The sequence below is a fragment of the Methylocystis sp. genome (assembly GCF_051061285.1).
Classification (GTDB): domain Bacteria; phylum Pseudomonadota; class Alphaproteobacteria; order Rhizobiales; family Beijerinckiaceae; genus Methylocystis.
In genome coordinates this window covers 1-16,430 of sequence record NZ_JBPFEA010000023.1, presented here as the reverse complement: position 1 = coordinate 16,430, position 16,430 = coordinate 1, and the positions used below count along the sequence as shown (strand labels likewise).

Here is a 16,430-nt window from a genome sequence, read left to right as displayed (position 1 = left end):
TTTGGAGCGGCGAACATGATTCCCTTCAACGTCATCAAAACAACGCAAGAGGCCATCACCCTGGCCGAACTGCCCGCCTTGCATATTCAAAGTGATAAGATGGATGCTCATCTGATCCAGATCGGCGTTTACGCCGTCATCCTTCTCTTCCTGCTGCTGACATTCGGGCTGATCATCACCCGCTTGTACAAGCGGGCTTCGAAGCAGATTGGATTTGTCCGGACCGGGTTCGGCGGCGAGAAAGTCGTGATGAATGGCGGCGCGCTGGTTCTGCCCGTGCTGCATGAAACCATGCCGGTGAACATGAACACCGTGCGCCTCGCCGTCGAGCGCAAGAACGGCGACGCATTGATCACGCTCGACCGCCTTCGCATCGACGTGAAGGCGGAGTTCTATGTGCGCGTGCGACCTGACTCGGCGGCGATCGCGATGGCGGCGCAAACGCTCGGCGCGCGCACCATGCAACCCGAGGCGCTCAAGGATCTCGTCGAAGGCAAGTTCGTGGACGCTCTGCGCTCCGTGGCGGCCGGCATGACGATGAACCAGTTGCACGAACAGCGCGCCGACTTCGTACAGAAGGTGCAGCAGGTTTCGTCGTCAGACCTTGCGATGAACGGCCTCGAACTTGAATCGGTCTCGCTGACCGGACTAGACCAGACCTCGATCGAACATTTCAACGCCAATAACGCATTCGACGCGGAAGGCCTCACCAAGCTCACCGAGCAGATCGAAATGCGCAGGAAGACGCGAAACGATATCGAACAGGACACGCGTGTCCAGATCGAGACGAAGAATCTCGAGGCCGAGCGGCTGTCGCTGCAGATCAAACGCGAAACGGAGTTTGCGTTGCTGGAGCAGACAAGAGAGATCGAAGTTCGCCGGGCCGAGCAGGCGGCCGAGATCGCGCGCGAGCAGGCGCAGCGCAACCGCGAGGCGGACGAAGCGCGCATTCTCGCCAAGCAGCAGGTCGACTCCAAGCAGATCGAGGCGGATCGCACAATCCAGGAAGCCAAGATCGCGCAGCAGCAGGCGGTCGAACTCGCGCGTCAGGAACAGCAGATCGCGGTTCAAAACAAGAGCCGCGAGGAAAGCCAGGCCAAAGCCGAGGCCGACGCCGCGCGCGCCAAGGCGGTGGCGGCGGAGGAGCAGGTCGTCACGAGCCGCCAGACCGAAGTCGCCGAACGCGCCAAGCGAATCGAACTGATCGAAGCCGCGAAGGAAGCCGAACGTGCGGCGATCTCGATCAAAGTGGAGGCCGAGGCGGAGAAGGACGCCGCCGCCAATCGCGCCGCCGCGGCGAAGCTCGTGGCGGAAGGCGAGGCGGAGGCCGAGAAGTTGCGGGCGGACGCCGCCCGGGTCCGCTTCGAAGTCGAGGCGGCGGGCCAACGGGCCGTCAATGAGGCGGCCAACCTGCTCTCGTCCGATCAGGTGTCCCTGCAGATGAAGCTCGCACTGCTGAAGGTTCTGCCCGAGATCGTGCGCGAGTCCGTCCGGCCCTTGGAAGCGATCGACTCGATCAAGATCGTGCAGGTCGACGGCATCACGCCGCGCGGACCGTCGCAAATTGGCAACGGCGGCGTCAGCAACGGCTCGGGCAATCTTGCCCATGACGCAGTTACCGCAGCGCTGGCCTATCGCGCGCAGGCCCCGGTGATCGACGGCCTGATGAAGGAGTTGGGCCTCTCCGGCGCGTCGCTCGAGTCTCTAGTGGAGGGCGTGGCCGCCGCCAAGCTGCATACCGAGCCCGCGGCGGAGGCGAATTAAGAGGTTGAGCATCCATATCGCCGTCGCAAACGCAGGATGAACCCGATAACCCCTTGTCCACAGAGGCGCGTCTAACCCGAAGCGAGGAACTTCTCCTGATAGACCTGTTGCTTCGGCACGCCGGCCGTCTCGGCCGCGGCGAAGGCGGCGTCGATCATGGCGGGCGGTCCGCACAGATAGATGTCCGGCCGCGCGTCATCTTTCGCCAGTTCGGCTCGAAGCAGATCAATCACCGTCCCGCCCGCAACGCCATTGCCATCGCCGCCTTCAACCACGGCGACTCGCAATTCCAGATTGGGCATCGCGCTCTGAAGCGTCTTGAGTTCGTCGACATAGAAGAGCTCATCGCGACGCGTTACGCCGAAGAAAAGCTTCGCCGGCGTCTGATCGCCGCTGCTCTTCATGTGCCGGACCATCGACAATACAGGCGACAATCCGGTGCCGCCGCCGACGAAATAGCGGGGTCGCGCGCCGCTATCGCGCAAATTGAACGCGCCCGTCGGTCCGCGCAGGTTCAACTTCATGCCCACTTTGGCGTCATTCGTCAGGAACTTCGAAAAGGCGCCCTCAGGCAAAATGCGGATGAAGAATTCGAGTGCGCCGTCGCCGGAAAGCGACGCCATCGAATAGGAGCGCCGCGTGTGCGTGCCGGGAATTTCAATGTCGACGAACTGACCCGGCATAAAGTTGAGCGAAATCGGCGACGCGCCGTCGGACGTCAGGACCTGCACGACCAGTCGAATGACATTCGACGACACCTTGCCGCAGGTCTTGATCTCGCCAACCCAGTTGGTCTGGATCGCCTCGAAGGAAATGCGGTCATAGGTATAGGGAACCATAATGTGCAGGTCGCTTCGCGGAAAGGTGCGGCAAAGCAGCACCATGCCGTCTTCCTCTTCGTCGGGCGGCAGGGCTTGAACGCTGACGTCGAAGAGTTCGTAGTCGCCATCCGTACATTCGCCCTTGCATGTCGCGCAGCCGCCCGCCCGGCACGAGGACATGAGGATGACGCTTTGGCGGAGGCCGGCGGAAATGACGTTTTCGTTGGGCCCGCATTCGAAGGAACAGGTTTCCCCTTCCTCGGTTTCGATCGTGATCTGGTACATTTCAGTCGCCCTGAGGATGATCTTTGCCTCGTTGCACGGATTCGGCGCCGCGCACGACTTCGGGCGCGCCGAGACCAGCGTCTCTGAGCAAGTTCCGGATTCCGTCTACGTTCACGCCGGATGCGCTCGCGCAATCCTGACGCTCGAAAAATCGGACGACGAGCGCGACGGCTTCGCGCGCGGAGCGCTCCGACAATGAACATCCTTCCTGCACGAACTCGCCGTCGCGCAGGATTTCCCAGTGCCACATATATTCGAGATCTCGGCCATACGCGGCATAGAGCGTCGATGCATGAAGCAGCATCGCGTTCGGGTCCGCAGCCGGATCGCGACCCTCGCCGCGAGCTTCAAAATCCAAGCTAAACATTCGCGCCTCCAGTGCAGTCATGGATAGGAGCCCGGGCGCTTCCGCCCGAGCCCTCAAAATCCATCGATCGACGATGCGATCAGGACGCCTTCTGCAGATGCAGGACTTTCACGCCGCGCTCCTTGCGCAAGCCTTCCAGCGGCGTCGCATAATAGTCGGTGTTGCGCATTTCCATGAGCAGGGTGCCGAGCGCCGCGTCAGTGCGCAGGAAGACATTCACCGGCATCACCGGCGGCTTGTAGAGCTGCCGGAATTCGACATGGACGCGCTCGGCGTCATATTTGTTCTTCGCCGCCTTCATCTTGCCGATCCAGGTCGCCTCGACGGCGGCGGCGTCCTCGCCGGCCGATGTTTTCGTCATCAGCGCGCTGACGGGCAGGTGGCCGACTTTGAGTTGCGAGAGCTTTTCCTCGATTTTGCGTTCGATGTACTGATAGTCGGTGTCGAGGGCGTAGCTCTTGCGCCAGGGCGACGAATAGGCGAGACGGAAATCCTGAATGAACTTCGTCGCCGCATCGACGCTCGTCAGCTTGGAGATCTTGTCTTCCCAAGTCGCGCGCGTGGCGTTGTCATGGATGGGTTCTTTCTTCCCCATTGGTGCATTCCTTATCGTTCAGCCGACGATCAGATGTCGGTGAGGGCGCGATCGAGGCCCATGAGTTCAGAGGTGATGGTGAATTTGGAGCCGAGCGTATAGGCCCGCCCCACGGTCGACGACACATTCACGAGAAGGTCATAGACCGAGAAGGTCTTACCGAGCAGATCCGAGGCTTCAGCCGCGTCGATCTCGATCGCGCCGTCGGCCTTGATCCACCAGAAGCCGGCCTTGTCCTCGACGACGATCGTCGGATTCTTGGCCTTGCCGTCCTTGAGGATGATGTCCTCGACGATCGCGTCAATTTCATCGCTCTTCATGAGAACGAGCACCACGGCGTTGGACTCATGCACGACCTGATTTTCTTCGGCGAAAAATTCGTCGGCGAAGGCCTTGCCGGATTTCTGCATAATGCCGGCATTGTAAGCGTTATGGGAGGTTGTCATTTCGACGTTTCCTTACTTCTTGAGGCCGGCGAGCACGGCGTCGACCCTCTGGTCGATATTGACCTTGTAGCCAATCTTGTCGGCGTAATCGGCGTTCCAGTCGCCGAAGACGCGATGCAGCGCTTCCGACACGCCAGCCCGATCCGTCGCGCCGGCGACGTTCTCGACCTTGGCGTAGAGACCGACGAAATCCCTGAGCGCCACGACCGACTTGTCGAGATAACGATCGGTCCAGGCGTGAAGGAAGGTGCGATTATGCGCGCCGAATTCCGGATCATTGGCGAGGCAATAGACGAAGAGATCCTCCATCGCGCCGCGTGTGATCTGGAAGTAGGTCTGCGACTGCGCCGTGAAGAACGGCGTGAGCGTGTCGCCATAAACCGTCGCGAGCCGCTGGAAGAATTCGCGACGGACGAATTGACCGAACAGCGCGTCATAGACGCAATGGCCGGCCCACAGGATCTCATTCCAGTCCTGAATGCCCTGCCAGATCTCTTCGACCGCCGCGCGGGCGCCGGCATAGATCGGATCGGTCGTCCAGATTTTCTTCGGTATGTCGGTCGATGCGTCGAAGCCAGGAACGAGCTTGGCGATGAACAGACGCTCCATCTGGATCATCTGCGCATTGTCGACCTTGTCGAGACCGGCAAAGGTCGCCGACTGACGAATGGTGTCCGAAAGACAATCCCGGCCAACCGACGAATGCGAGTTGAACAACCCGTATTCATTGTAGAGCAGCGCGCCGTAATATTTGTTGAGGATCTCATCGCGCCAGTAGGGATCGACCGTGCGGATCGAGCCTTCGGCGGAATAGGCCTGGAGAAAGCGCTGCGTATAGCGCGCTTCTTCCGACTTGTCCTTCACATAGGGCGCATGCCAGCGGCGCGCCGGATCGCGATGGCGATACCAGTCGGTGGTGCGGAGCTCCGTGCTTTCATTGCCCCAGGACGGACGGCCGCCGTGGAACTTCTGCGTCCAGTCGCCCCAGTCGAGGCCGCCGGCAATCCAGTCCGGATTGGGCTGCGCATAGACGGAGAGCTGCTCGTATTCACACAGGCGCTTCCAGCGGGGCTGAATGAAGTAGTGATATTTGCGCTGCGTATCGAGCGGATGGTCAGGGATCGCCTTGAGAATGATCGCGGCGCGTTCGGGATCAATCAGGCCGCGCTTGGTGACGGCCGAGCTTTGCGGTTGAGACATCTCATATTTCCTCGGATTTTAGTGATTCGTGATTGGTTCGCCGGGCGCGGGTGCGTCCGGCGTACAATTTGGGAGTTACACTTGGAGAGATCAGTTGAACTTCGCGAGCGGGTCGTGGAAGACGCAGCCGGCGCGCTTGATGTCCTCGAGCGTCCACAGATTGTCGCCACGCACATGCGGCTGGGAGATCAGCGTCTTGCCGTCCGAGCGGACGCCATGACCTTCAGCGATCACTTCCGAGAGTTCGCGACCTTCGTACTGCTCGAAGATCGAGTGGCACTCATAGCGCTCCGGCTCGGTGAGCCACATGCGCTCGCCCCACTCATCCGTGAGCGAGTGCTTCTGGCCATTGAACTCGTGAACGCGCAGCGAGCCTGAGCCCTTGGCGAGTGATGGAATGAACGGCACCTGCGAAACGCGGTCGATGTAGACCTCGTGGCCGTTCTGGACCAGCCAGGCGTACGGAATGAACCCGCTCTTGGGATCTTCGTAGCCGAGCTTCTTCCACTCGTTGTAGATCTTGCCGTAGTGATCGGCCCAACCGGGATAGTTGGCTTCGAACCACGCCTGATCCTCTTCGTCCGGCAGCGACAGACGCGAGAAGCCGAGCGGCCACAGCGCGTAAGCCGCAAGCGCAAGATCGTGGTGCGCCCAATAGGCGTCGACCTTGGCGTCGCGCAGCGAGCGCGGGCTCTCCACGCCATACTTGCCAAGACGACCAATCCAGATTCCACCCCAATCCTCGTAGACCCAGCGGTTCCAGGTCTTCACCCACGGCTCGACCTTGAACTTCGAGCCATACTCGAAGAGATAGCCAAGCGCTGGCGTGAAGTATTTCTGCTGCGTCCAGAAGGCGTTGTTCAGGTCGGTGTTCAGATATTTCGCCGCCGCCGGATCATTGGCGATCGAGACCACCGTCTGATAGCCGTTCGCCATGTGACGAAGCTCGTCCGTCTCGACCGAGAGGAACACGGTCGGCGTGATCTCGTCGCCATTCGCCGACGCCCATTCCGTAACCGCGACGATCAGCGGGTTGGTGAAGCAGGCCTCGCCGACAAGCTGCAGGTTGACCGAGCATTCGACCGCGTCGCCGGAAATAAAGCCGTCCGCGAAGACGCGCTTCATGCCCTTCCAGAGTGGCCCGATGGCGCGGGTGCGACGCGCGTCATTGTGGCCAGCCGGATCATGATAATGCTTCGAATAATAGTGGTTGATGAAGGCGCACTGATGCGTATGACGAATTTCGTCGAGCACCTGCGCGAGATAGCCGTTCTTCTGCTCGGCCGCCGTGGCGGAATCCCACAACATCGCCGAAGCGGCGATCGCATTGTATTCGCCGACCTCGAGGAAGTTGGAGATGACCTTCATGGTCTCGCCCCAGCGTGGATGCACACGGTTGCCCGCGCCAAGACGCGTCAGACCGTCGAGCAGCGTGCCGAACTGGCGTTCGTCCTTCGCCGCTTCCATACGCGCGTATTCCTTGGCGATGACCTTGAACTGCTCCTTGGTCTGGTTCGCCATGTGATACTTGGTGGCGTATTTGGTGCGGTTGTTCTTGAAGTCCCAATTGAAGCTTTGCAGCCACTTGTGGACCTCCTGCGGCTCCACTCCCACCGGCGCGCGATTAACTTTTAGCGCGTCGGTCGCCGCTTTTGTCGCGAGACTGATAGCCATGCTTCCTCCTCAAAGATTTCTTCGAATGTTTTCGGGCCCAACATCCCGTCCGTGTGAGACGAATGCGATGACTGAGCCCCTTCGGCGCCGGAGTCTTGCGAGGCCGCAAAAGACCGAACGACCCTACGCCGCGCCAAGATGATGATTTCAAGGAACGACGTTACTTACATAATCGCAAAGCGTATGCCAACGGATTCAATTACTGGAACACATTGGTTTTGAAAGGCTTCTTGCGACGACGCCCGCGATCTCGAAATGCATGCGCAAGTAAAACATTTATACAGGCGTTCAATATCCATACGTATCGGACGACGCAGCCTTCACGACGAGGACCAAATGCAAAGGCGGCGCATCCACGATACGCCGCCTTGATGTTTCCGTTAGGCGATTGGTCGTCAGCAACGCGGATCCTCTCGCGTCGCCGCCGCCGCTGCGCCGCTAAAGCCGAATGTCGGATCGTCTGGCGGAAGAATCGTGACCGCGCATTCCACCATCATTAGCGATGTCGCCGTCCCGACCGCATTACGCAAGGCAAGACGCGTAACCCCAACAGGATCGATGACGCCCATCTCGTACATATCGCCCCATTGCCCTCTGCGCACGTCGAAGCCGAAGAAATCGCTATCGCCGCGGCGCAGTTCGAACAGAAGTTCGTTGGCGTCTAGCCCCGCATTGGCGGCGATCCGGCGCAACGGTTCGTCAAGCGCATCGCGAACGATCGCAATGCCATGGTTTTGATCGAGTCCCTCGCCCGTCAAATGTTCGAGCGCGCGCCGCGCCCGGTAGAGCGCGACGCCGCCTCCTGCGACGACGCCCTGCTCGCGCGCCCTACGCGCCGAATTGAGCGCATTGTCGACGCGCTGAAGGCGCTCCTTGATGAGCACGTCCGAATATCCGCCAACCTTAATCGTCATCATCTTGCCGGTGAGCGCGCTGATGCGCTCTTCGAGCTTTTCGACCTCGCGGCGCTTTCCCGAAGGCGAGCCTTTGGACCGATCTCCATTAACGATCCAGTCGAGTTCTCGCCGCGCGCGCGCCAGACGGTCCGCGATTGCTTCCGGATCGCCGCCCGCGCCGATGACGATCGTCGCGTCCTCGCTCGCGACGACACGACGCGCTCTGCCGAGATGCGTCCGCGTCACGCTGCTGAGATCTTCGCCAAAGGACTCCATGATCGGCCGCGCGCCGGTCAACGCCGCAAGATCGAGCAGATAGTCGTAGCGACTGTCGCCGAAGCCTGGCCCCTTGACCGCAATCGAAAGCAGGTTTTTGCGAACGTGGTTGAGCAGCAGACCGGGGAGCGCCGATTCCTCGAAATTTTCTGCGACGACGAGGAGACTGCCGCCAGTTTCGCGCACGATTTCCAGCGTCGGGATGAGCTCGGAAAAATCGTTGATCACCCGGTCGTAGATCAGCACATAGGCGTCTTGCAATTCCGCCAGCTGGCGCTTGCTGTCTGTCATGAAATAGGGCGACCGATAGCCCTGCTCCCAGCGCATGCCGTCGACGCATTCGATTTCGTCGCAGACGCCTTCGCCGAGTTCGGCGGAGATCACGCCGCCCGCGCCGGCCTGCTCAAGCGCGTCGGCGACGATCTCGCCAATATCTTCCTCGCCCCCCGACGCGATGGTCGCGACATGCGAAAGACTGTTCCGCTCCGTACAGGGCCTTGCCTGACGAATGAGTTCCTCATCGACAGCCTTCATCGCGCGCTCGATCCCGATGGTCAATTCGCGAGGGTTCATTCCCGACGCCAGAGCCTTACGGGTGTCCTCGGCGATGCGGCGCGCCAAAACGACCGCGGTCGTCGTGCCGTCACCAGCCTCTCGCGAGACCGTCGTCGCCATGGAGCGAACCATCGACACGCCGATACTTTCGCGTCTTCCCGGCAGTTCGATGGCTTGTGCGACGGTGACCCCGTCCTTGGTCGCGACCGGCGGCAGTCCATGAGCGCGGTGCTCGATAATGACGTTTCGTCCACGTGGTCCAAGCGTGACGCCGACCGAGTCGGCGAGGGTACGGACGCCGACGAGAATGTCCCGGCGGACTCCATCGCCGAATTGAATGTCCTTAGCCATGGGTTTCCTGCCTTGCCTTGTTCTGTTGTTTTTCAGCTATTCAATTTTCTTTTTCGGCGGCGTTGCGTCGAGATCGTCGCGTCCGGCATTCATGATCATGGCGCTTCTGCCTGCGCGCGCGCGACGATCGCGATTCCGATGCAGGCGATTCCAAACCCACAGCAGCGAGCGGTCGTCGAAATCCAACCCGCGTCGGATTTCCTCCATGTCGACTTCGTCAAACTCGCTGAGCCAGAAGGCGCGAAGCTCGTTCGCGCGCTCTTCTCCAACGATCCCGAGGAGGCGTATCTCCTCGGCCTCGAGTTGTTCGAGCGCGGCGTCGAGACGCTTTGCCGCCTCCTCAATGAATTCACGATCGTCGGAATTCATCTGCTTACCTCGGGGGCGGCGATGCGGCGCACGCTGCGCATGCCGTAGCGATCCATTTTGTGATAGAGCGTTGCGCGCGTGATCCCGAGGCGACGCGCCGCCTTGGCGATATTGCCTTCGCACTCGGTCAGCGCCGCGCGCACAGCCTGCTCCTCCCAGTCGGAAAGAGCCGTTTTACGGACAGCTGTCGGCCAGTTGGCTGGCGCGACAGACGCGCGCATATCAGCGAATTTATCGGAAGCCTCCGTCTCGTCCTCCTCGACAAAATCATGCGGCAGATCCTCAAAACGGATCACGCCGTCACGCGCAACCGCCAGCGAAGACCGTATGACGTTACGCGCCTCACGAATATTGCCGGGCCATGGATGACGAAAAAACAAGGCGCGCACCTCGTCGCATAAACGCTTACGGTCGCTTTGCCCTTCCTGTTCGCATGCAAGCAGATGATCGAGAAGCTGGAGGCGGTCGGGGCGCTCGCGCAGCGGCGGCAGCCAGATTTGCACTCCGTTGAGCCGGTAATAAAGGTCGCGGCGAAATTTTCCGTCCTTGACCATTTCCCGCAGCTGGCAGTTGGTCGCCGCAACGACGCGCACGTCGACTTTGATTGGCCGGTGAGAGCCAATTGGAACCACCTCTGAAGAATCGAGAACACGCAACAGAGTCGCCTGCAGATCGAGCGCCATGTCGCCGATCTCGTCGAGAAACAGCACGCCGCCGTCGGCCTCGACAAATTTTCCTTTCTTTCCCTTGGCTCGAGCGCCGGTAAAGCTGCCGCCCTCATAGCCGAAGAGTTCGCTTTCAATGAGTTCCCGCGGTATGGCCGCACAATTGATCGCGACGAGCGGCCGATCCTTTCGTGGCCCGCTCGCATGCAGCCGCCGGATCAGATGATCCTTGCCGACCCCCGATTCACCGGTGATCAGAAGTGAGATATCCCGTTGCAGCACCGCGGAAGCCTTCTGCAGCGCAGCCTCCGACACATGATCTCGCCACGGCTCTTCGCGCTGCGCCGCTTTGAGCTTCACGCGCGCATGACGCCCCTCAGCGACGGCGTCCAGACGAAGCGCTTCGAGACGGATGTGCCGCTGGGTTTTGCTGACGGTCAAATGGCGGACGCCTGCGGCTTCGCTCTCGCCGACAATGTCGAACAAATCGACGCCAAGGACATCGCGGAACGGCTTGCCAATAACAGAGGCGACGCTATCCACGCCAAGGAGGTCGATGGTCGAACGATTTGCGCCTTCGATAACGCCTTCGGCCGAAACGAGAAGCTTGCCGTCGATGAGTGTCGACTGTTCCGCGAGAGTGTCGGCGCCGTTGCGATGGCGCAGACGTAGGAGATAGCCCTCGGTCGCGAAGCGTTCGAAAAGCCGCGCCTCAAGGAGCTGACACGTGATCCGCAAAAAACCGAGCATCAGTTTCGCGGTATCCCGTCTGTCGGTCACCAGGCCGATCGTCGCGCAGGCGCGGCCGTCGGACCCAAGGATTGGACACCCTGCGGTCGCGAATGGGTGAAGCGCGCGCGAGAAATGCTCCTTGCCCTCAAATGCCGTCGGCTCATCGAGAAGGCACGCGGTTCCCAGGCCACTGTTGCCGATGCTGGCCTCGTGCCAACCAACGCCGATGCGGGCGAGATTTTGGCCAGCGGACATGATGCGCAGACCAGCATCGAGGAGGTGCACGACATAACCTTGAGCGTCGGCTAGAAGGATCGTCACATTCCCTTCGTCGAGGAATGGACGCAGATTGTAGACCATGAGCGGCAGGCCCGCGGCGAAAGCGTCGCATAAACTCTGCTTGGCGTGCTCAATGCGGCCAACCTGCGCATGCATCGCCATTCGTGGCCCAAAATCTGAGCCCGGCGGCAGATCATATTCGTCGATGCAGCGCGCCCAAGCTTCGAGCACCTGTGGTCGTACCCAGTCCGCCCCCTGAGGAGCCTGACCGGTCTGGCGCATCCAGTCCCACGCGGCGCTCGGTCTCTCGAGTTCGAAAACTTCCGGAGGGGGCTTTTCGCCGTCGCGGGCGAATGCCGCAACGGCGCTCCCACGCATCATATGACCCATGACAGTCTTTCGCGATTGTAGGTTGTGAGCGATCACGGCCGTCCTCGGCGCGAAACTTGGCGCGCGGCGCCCCCGATGTCGGGGGCCCCGTGCCGATATTCGACGCGATCGCCGCTATGCCTTGGCGATCGACTCGCTGACGCGCGAACGAAGCCGCTGCGCAATCTCTTCCGCTGCATACGCGAACAAGGCGCCGATGATCAGCGACGCGACGGCGCCAAACACCGGATTGCCGACGCTCGGAGACAAAATCCTCTCGACACGGTAATCCGGCAAAGTCGCGACAAGCACGCTGACGTAGCCTAGCAGTGACGCGGGAACGCTGCCGAGCAACGGCAAACGCGCCGCGAGCGTAACCAGCGCCACTGTCACAGCGACGCCGAGCGCGGCCCAGACGGCGAAGTCGACGCCGAGCGCTTCGGGTTGATGCGTTGCAAAGACCAGCGCGCCGAGTGCGAGAGAGGCGCCGAAGAGCGAATGGATCGCCGATTTACGAAGGCCGTCGAGCCCGCCTCCAAGCAGGAGAAAGGAAGCCCATCCGGTCAGAAGCGCCCAGACCTGCAGACCGAAGGGAGAGGTGGGGCCCAGCGCCAGAAACGCCAGCGCTCCTGCGGCGACGCCGACGACGACGGCGCGAAGGGCATCGTTGTATAGGGCATCGTTGGTTATTGCGCGATTAGATGCAGCGCTCATTGAGCAGTCCTCCTGAAGGCGCACGGAAAGCGTGGCCACGTCTGAAAGAAACCCATATCCGACGGACGATGGCTTCTCGCCAGCCGCCCGGACATGCTTTTCGGCGTCAGACAGTGCGCGAAGGAGGCGCGCGCGAACATAGAGGACGCAATTCAGGCGCGGCCTGAATTGCGTCGGGATTGAAAATAGAAACAAGCAAGACTGGCGGCGCTTCGTCCGGCGCCGTCTTCGCGGGAATCTCCGCCAAGGCATTTTCAACTGCGGAGCTGGCGTGAAGGATCGCACAAGCGACGCAATGCGCTTTGCTGGGCGCTTTCGACCCGGCGTCGTCCTGCGCCAGATCGACGCTGGAGCCGCACACGACGCTCAGGACGCCGCTCCCGCCGAGATCCGCCATCGCGCCGCTGGCAAACCCGAACGCGACAGCATTGAAGAACAGAACAAATGCCGCCGCCCAATGTAGGGCGCCGCGCAGTGCCGCCGTGTTCTGGTCCCCCGCTTGGATCACAGTTCGCTCGCCACTTCTGAGTAACAGGAACGCTAAAACGCTTCCAACAATGCGTCAAACATTCACGTGACTTAAATAGGCGCGGCGTCAATATGACGCACGAGCAGATGCTGCCTGTCTATAATCTTCCAAACACGGAAAGTGTTCGAATTTTATACAGTGCGCTCGCCTTCGGTTCATCAACAGAAAACGTGCTGACCACCTCACCGCCGCTGCTCACAAGATAGACAAGAGCGCTGTGATCGAGGCTGTCGACCGACGCATTCTTGCTTTTGGAAAAATAGACTCGCACCGACTTGGCGGCGGCCGCAATATCTTCGTCAGAGCCCGTAAGGCCCAGGACATTGTCACCAAAGCCTCTGACGAAATCCCTCAACGCCTCTGGCGTGTCTCTCGCGGGATCGACCGACACGAAGTAAATGGGAAATGTGTGAGTCGCCGCGCCCGCTTCACGCAAAAGCGCCTGCGTTTCCATGAGCGTTGTCGGACAGATCGCAGGGCAGTTGGCGAAACCAAAAAAGAGCAGATAGGGGCGCCCGCGCAGCAAATGGCTGTCAATGATAGAGCCCTCCGAAGACTGCAAACGAAAGTTCGGGCGCAACGGCGCATTGGGCGAAGCGATCCCGCGATCGAACGTCGCATTGACAAAAATCGTCGCAACGAGCGCCTGGAAAACCAGAGCGGCCAGCGCCAATCTGATAACTCTACTGTGGAGCATTTTCATAAAGGTTGTCCGCATTTTCGAACCCCAGCTTCGGCAAACCCGCGCGCGACAAGGACGCAAGCCTGCATCGTCGCTCTGTGCGCCTCGAATGATCGTTGATTGATCGAAGACAGCGTCAAGCAGCATTGGCGTCTTGCGACGAAGATGCCACTCGATATGCCTCGACGTTCGAACGCTATATCTTCGTAAACGCTGTTCGCATATGCGGCGATGTGTCCGTCATTCGTGGGCAAACATCGCGACTGACTGAAACTTATACATTGAATGTTCGATAGCTTTACACGTGCTCTGCGCGATCGGTTCGACACAATTTGGTTTTGACTGTCAGAGTCATGCCCGCGGCGCCATACCGAGATCCCGGAGCGCCCGTGCGGCGACGCCTTAACCAACTCAGCATCGACGACACGACGCGCGCCAAGAAAGAGATCGGCTGTGAAGAGGCCGAGCAGTTGGTTCGCGACAGGCTGTCCATGGCGAAACGTAATGCTGAGATCTATGGCGTGTCGCAGCGGATAGAATTCGTTCACGCCGACGTCATGGAGGCCTATCGCAAGCTCTCATTCGATGCGCTGAATATCGATCCGCCTTGGGGCGGACCGGAGTATGTCGAGAAAGCGCGGGTCGGCTGGCGGGGTTTTTCGCCAAACCCGCTGCCTCTTATACGCAACGCGATCAATTCGCGGATCGCCGTCGCCGTCGGACTGCCAGCGAATTTTTCCGAGGGCGAACTGCGGGAGCTGCCAGCGGAAACCGTTATGCGGGAGTCTTGGGACGCAACGCGCGTTCTCTTCCGGACGGCTTATTATCCGCCGGTGGGATGAGCATCAGGCGATGCGTGTGCGTGGATTGACGCAGAACTCGCACGCGCGGATGGACATCGACTCATCAAAAGTCGCTCTCTTCGAGAAATACGTTGCAGTCTCCGGGCAGCCATTTTCTGTTTGCGGCGTCCTCGATGCTTTGCCGCGATCTCATAAGCACCCCACCAAAATGCTCGCCCGGCGCAAGACCGAACCTATTTCGTAATGCTGCGCGACTGACATAAACGCGGACCAACTGGGTTCGATATCGCGCTTCCCAGAAATAGTAGGCTCGTCGATTGTGATAGCAGCTGGTGTCGGGCTGAACCTCGCCGAAAACGAAATCTAACATTTCAAGCATTCTCAGCTCCTCAGCGCTGGATCGCAGCGGCGTCGAAACCGGATCGTCGCAAGAGAAAAGCGGCGGGCCCCGAAAGGCCCGCCTCAAGTTGGCAACTGACGCGCGACAATGGGGAGCCGGGCGTCCGCTGCGAGTTCTCAGCAAGGCAATTTCTATCAGACCGAAGCCGTCGACTTTTTGCGCCGTTGTGTCTCGAGCGTTGCGCAAGTTCGAGCGGCTGTGGCGAAAAGGTGGCGGCGCGGCCGTCGCCGCATCGTCGTTCATGGTTAGGCGCGATCACGGACCCCGTGAATTTCGGCGCGACCAATGCCCGTCCGCGCTCGAGGCTGCGCGGAGAACGACGGAACAACCAATTTGATCGTGAGTTACGCGTGGCGAGAGGCCTCGAACGAGGACTTGGAGAACCGGCTATGAAAAACTCGCGCAAGCTGCTCACCACAGCGCTCGCCGCAACTATGCTCATTGGCGCAGTAGCGGCGTCTACTCCCGCCTCGGCGTGGAGCACTTGGGGATGGGGAGGCGGATGGCCTCGCCCATGGAATTATGACGCGAGTTCAGGCTGGGGCTATGGCCGCTGGGGCTACCCCTCTGGCTACAGCTATTGGGGCTCCGCCTATCCCGGCTATTATGGCTATGGAGCCGCCTATCCCCGTTACTACGGCTATCGTCGGGGCCACTGCGCCTGGTAGTCGCGTAACTCCGAAGTCCTGAACGCCGGAGAAGATGAGGCGACCCCGCCAGGTCTCGCCTCATCCCCGCAACAGACGCCTTAACCAGGGGCGGCGGCGGCGTCCGTAACTCCCCGTGCGTGGTTCTTCTAGCAGACCGGCGCCTTCGCCGTTTTGCAGCGAAGTGTCTCGATTATTGCCAAGTCTTCGGAACTGTGGCGAAAAACGCATCAGGCGACGTCTCTGGCGCGATGGACAAGGCGTCGGACGAGGATCAAAACATGGCTGGCGCCACTGCGGACTGTCCTCGATCGCTTTGGTCGGATCGGGCCAGGGTCGTGGGCATTTTAGGAACGAAGCTCACGCTCGGAGCGCAAACGGCCAACTGGATGCGATCGGCGGAAAGAAATCAATAAAATGCGAGCAGAAATGGCGCTCCCTAGGGGACTCGAACCCCTGTTTTCGCCGTGAGAGGGCGACGTCCTAGACCGCTAGACGAAGGGAGCGCGGAGCCGCTCCTATAGACTGCGCCGGTCCTGTTCGCAAGGGCCTTGCCGAGACTTTCGCGCTGTCGTCGGTCGTGATAGCCATCGGGCCTGGTTCGGGACGGAGATAATGACGCAGCCGCTCACAAAAGAAATGCTCGGGGCGCAAAGCCTCGAGGCCGCGCTTGCCGCGCTCGGGCGCGCCGCCCGCAAGGCCGCGCGGGCCGTGGCGCTGGCCCCCGCCGAGGTCAAGGACAAGGCGCTGCGCGTCGCGGCAAGCGAAATCCGCCGGCAGAGCGGCGCCATTCTGGCCGCCAATGCGCTCGACGTCTCCGACGCCAAGGGCCGCGGAACGGCGGGCTCCTTCATCGACCGGCTGACCCTCGACCCTGGCCGCGTCGAGGCCATCGCCCGTGGCGTGGAGGAGCTCGGGGATTTGCCCGATCCTGTCGGCCGGCTGCTGGGGCGATTCGAGCGGCCGAATGGCCTGATTATCGAGCGCGTCTCGACGCCGCTCGGCGTCATC

General features: G+C 60.7%; 16 protein-coding genes, 1 tRNA gene and 1 pseudogene. 4 read left to right on the top strand and 14 right to left on the bottom strand.

What is annotated here, in order from left to right:
* The first annotated feature begins 15 nt into the window (after positions 1 to 15).
* Positions 16 to 1,764 (top strand): flotillin family protein, encoded by a 1,749-nt coding sequence (locus tag ACR65T_RS07615; protein WP_434495912.1) that lies wholly within the window; start codon positions 16 to 18, stop codon positions 1,762 to 1,764.
* Between the two features lie 71 nt (positions 1,765 to 1,835).
* Here ACR65T_RS07615 and mmoC read toward each other — a convergent pair whose 3' ends face one another.
* The 12 genes from mmoC to ACR65T_RS07555 form a co-directional block, all read right to left on the bottom strand.
* Positions 1,836 to 2,870 carry an aromatic/alkene monooxygenase hydroxylase FAD-binding subunit MmoC gene (mmoC, locus tag ACR65T_RS07610; RefSeq protein WP_434495911.1) on the bottom strand — a complete coding sequence of 345 codons (1,035 nt, stop codon included), beginning with the start codon at positions 2,868 to 2,870 and terminating at the stop codon, positions 1,836 to 1,838.
* 1 nt (position 2,871) lies between these two features.
* Positions 2,872 to 3,237: a soluble methane monooxygenase-binding protein MmoD gene (gene mmoD / locus ACR65T_RS07605; RefSeq protein WP_434495910.1), complete on the bottom strand. Its 366-nt coding sequence runs from the start codon at positions 3,235 to 3,237 to the stop codon at positions 2,872 to 2,874.
* Between the two features lie 79 nt (positions 3,238 to 3,316).
* Positions 3,317 to 3,832: an aromatic/alkene monooxygenase hydroxylase subunit gamma gene (gene mmoZ, locus ACR65T_RS07600; protein ID WP_434495909.1), complete on the bottom strand. Its 516-nt coding sequence runs from the start codon at positions 3,830 to 3,832 to the stop codon at positions 3,317 to 3,319.
* Positions 3,833 to 3,861: 29 nt separating this feature from the next.
* Positions 3,862 to 4,278 (bottom strand): methane monooxygenase regulator MmoB, encoded by a 417-nt coding sequence (mmoB, locus tag ACR65T_RS07595; protein WP_123175025.1) that lies wholly within the window; start codon positions 4,276 to 4,278, stop codon positions 3,862 to 3,864.
* Between the two features lie 12 nt (positions 4,279 to 4,290).
* On the bottom strand, positions 4,291 to 5,478 hold the full coding sequence (gene mmoY / locus ACR65T_RS07590; RefSeq protein ID WP_434495908.1) for an aromatic/alkene monooxygenase hydroxylase subunit beta: 1,188 nt from the start codon (positions 5,476 to 5,478) through the stop codon (positions 4,291 to 4,293).
* A 90-nt stretch (positions 5,479 to 5,568) separates the two neighbouring features.
* Entirely contained in the window at positions 5,569 to 7,152 is a 1,584-nt protein-coding gene (gene mmoX / locus ACR65T_RS07585; protein ID WP_434495907.1) for an aromatic/alkene monooxygenase hydroxylase subunit alpha, read from the bottom strand.
* Positions 7,153 to 7,547: 395 nt separating this feature from the next.
* The gene (locus ACR65T_RS07580; protein WP_434495906.1) at positions 7,548 to 9,230 is read right to left on the bottom strand and encodes an Hsp60 family chaperonin; all 1,683 of its coding nucleotides are present in this window, start codon (positions 9,228 to 9,230) and stop codon (positions 7,548 to 7,550) included.
* Positions 9,231 to 9,266: 36 nt separating this feature from the next.
* Positions 9,267 to 9,599: a hypothetical protein gene (locus tag ACR65T_RS07575; RefSeq protein ID WP_434495905.1), complete on the bottom strand. Its 333-nt coding sequence runs from the start codon at positions 9,597 to 9,599 to the stop codon at positions 9,267 to 9,269.
* A complete protein-coding gene (locus tag ACR65T_RS07570) occupies positions 9,596 to 11,665 on the bottom strand; it encodes a sigma-54-dependent Fis family transcriptional regulator (protein WP_434495904.1) in 2,070 nt (689 codons plus the stop codon). The genes ACR65T_RS07575 and ACR65T_RS07570 overlap by 4 nt, the downstream gene beginning before the upstream one ends.
* Before the next feature lie 114 nt (positions 11,666 to 11,779).
* Entirely contained in the window at positions 11,780 to 12,358 is a 579-nt protein-coding gene (locus ACR65T_RS07565; protein WP_434495903.1) for a DUF1097 domain-containing protein, read from the bottom strand.
* Between the two features lie 106 nt (positions 12,359 to 12,464).
* Entirely contained in the window at positions 12,465 to 12,866 is a 402-nt protein-coding gene (locus ACR65T_RS07560) for a DUF2946 family protein (RefSeq protein ID WP_434495902.1), read from the bottom strand.
* A gap of 118 nt (positions 12,867 to 12,984) precedes the next feature.
* On the bottom strand, positions 12,985 to 13,560 hold the full coding sequence (locus ACR65T_RS07555; RefSeq protein WP_434495901.1) for an SCO family protein: 576 nt from the start codon (positions 13,558 to 13,560) through the stop codon (positions 12,985 to 12,987).
* 398 nt (positions 13,561 to 13,958) lie between these two features.
* On the opposite strand from ACR65T_RS07555, the gene ACR65T_RS07550 reads away from it, so the two are divergent.
* Positions 13,959 to 14,411 carry a hypothetical protein gene (locus ACR65T_RS07550; protein ID WP_434495900.1) on the top strand — a complete coding sequence of 151 codons (453 nt, stop codon included), beginning with the start codon at positions 13,959 to 13,961 and terminating at the stop codon, positions 14,409 to 14,411.
* A 64-nt stretch (positions 14,412 to 14,475) separates the two neighbouring features.
* Here the strand turns inward: ACR65T_RS07550 and ACR65T_RS07545 are convergent, their stop codons facing one another.
* Positions 14,476 to 15,015, bottom strand: a complete 540-nt coding sequence (locus ACR65T_RS07545) for a hypothetical protein (protein WP_434495899.1) — start codon at positions 15,013 to 15,015, stop codon at positions 14,476 to 14,478.
* A 146-nt stretch (positions 15,016 to 15,161) separates the two neighbouring features.
* On the opposite strand from ACR65T_RS07545, the gene ACR65T_RS07540 reads away from it, so the two are divergent.
* Positions 15,162 to 15,440 carry a hypothetical protein gene (locus tag ACR65T_RS07540; RefSeq protein ID WP_434495898.1) on the top strand — a complete coding sequence of 93 codons (279 nt, stop codon included), beginning with the start codon at positions 15,162 to 15,164 and terminating at the stop codon, positions 15,438 to 15,440.
* A 409-nt stretch (positions 15,441 to 15,849) separates the two neighbouring features.
* On the opposite strand, the gene ACR65T_RS07535 is transcribed toward ACR65T_RS07540, so the two are convergent.
* Positions 15,850 to 15,925: transfer RNA gene (locus ACR65T_RS07535), tRNA-Glu, on the bottom strand.
* Positions 15,926 to 16,034: 109 nt separating this feature from the next.
* Here ACR65T_RS07535 and proA point away from each other — a divergent pair.
* Positions 16,035 to 16,430 (top strand): annotated as a pseudogene (gene proA, locus ACR65T_RS07530) (glutamate-5-semialdehyde dehydrogenase); the annotation flags it as partial.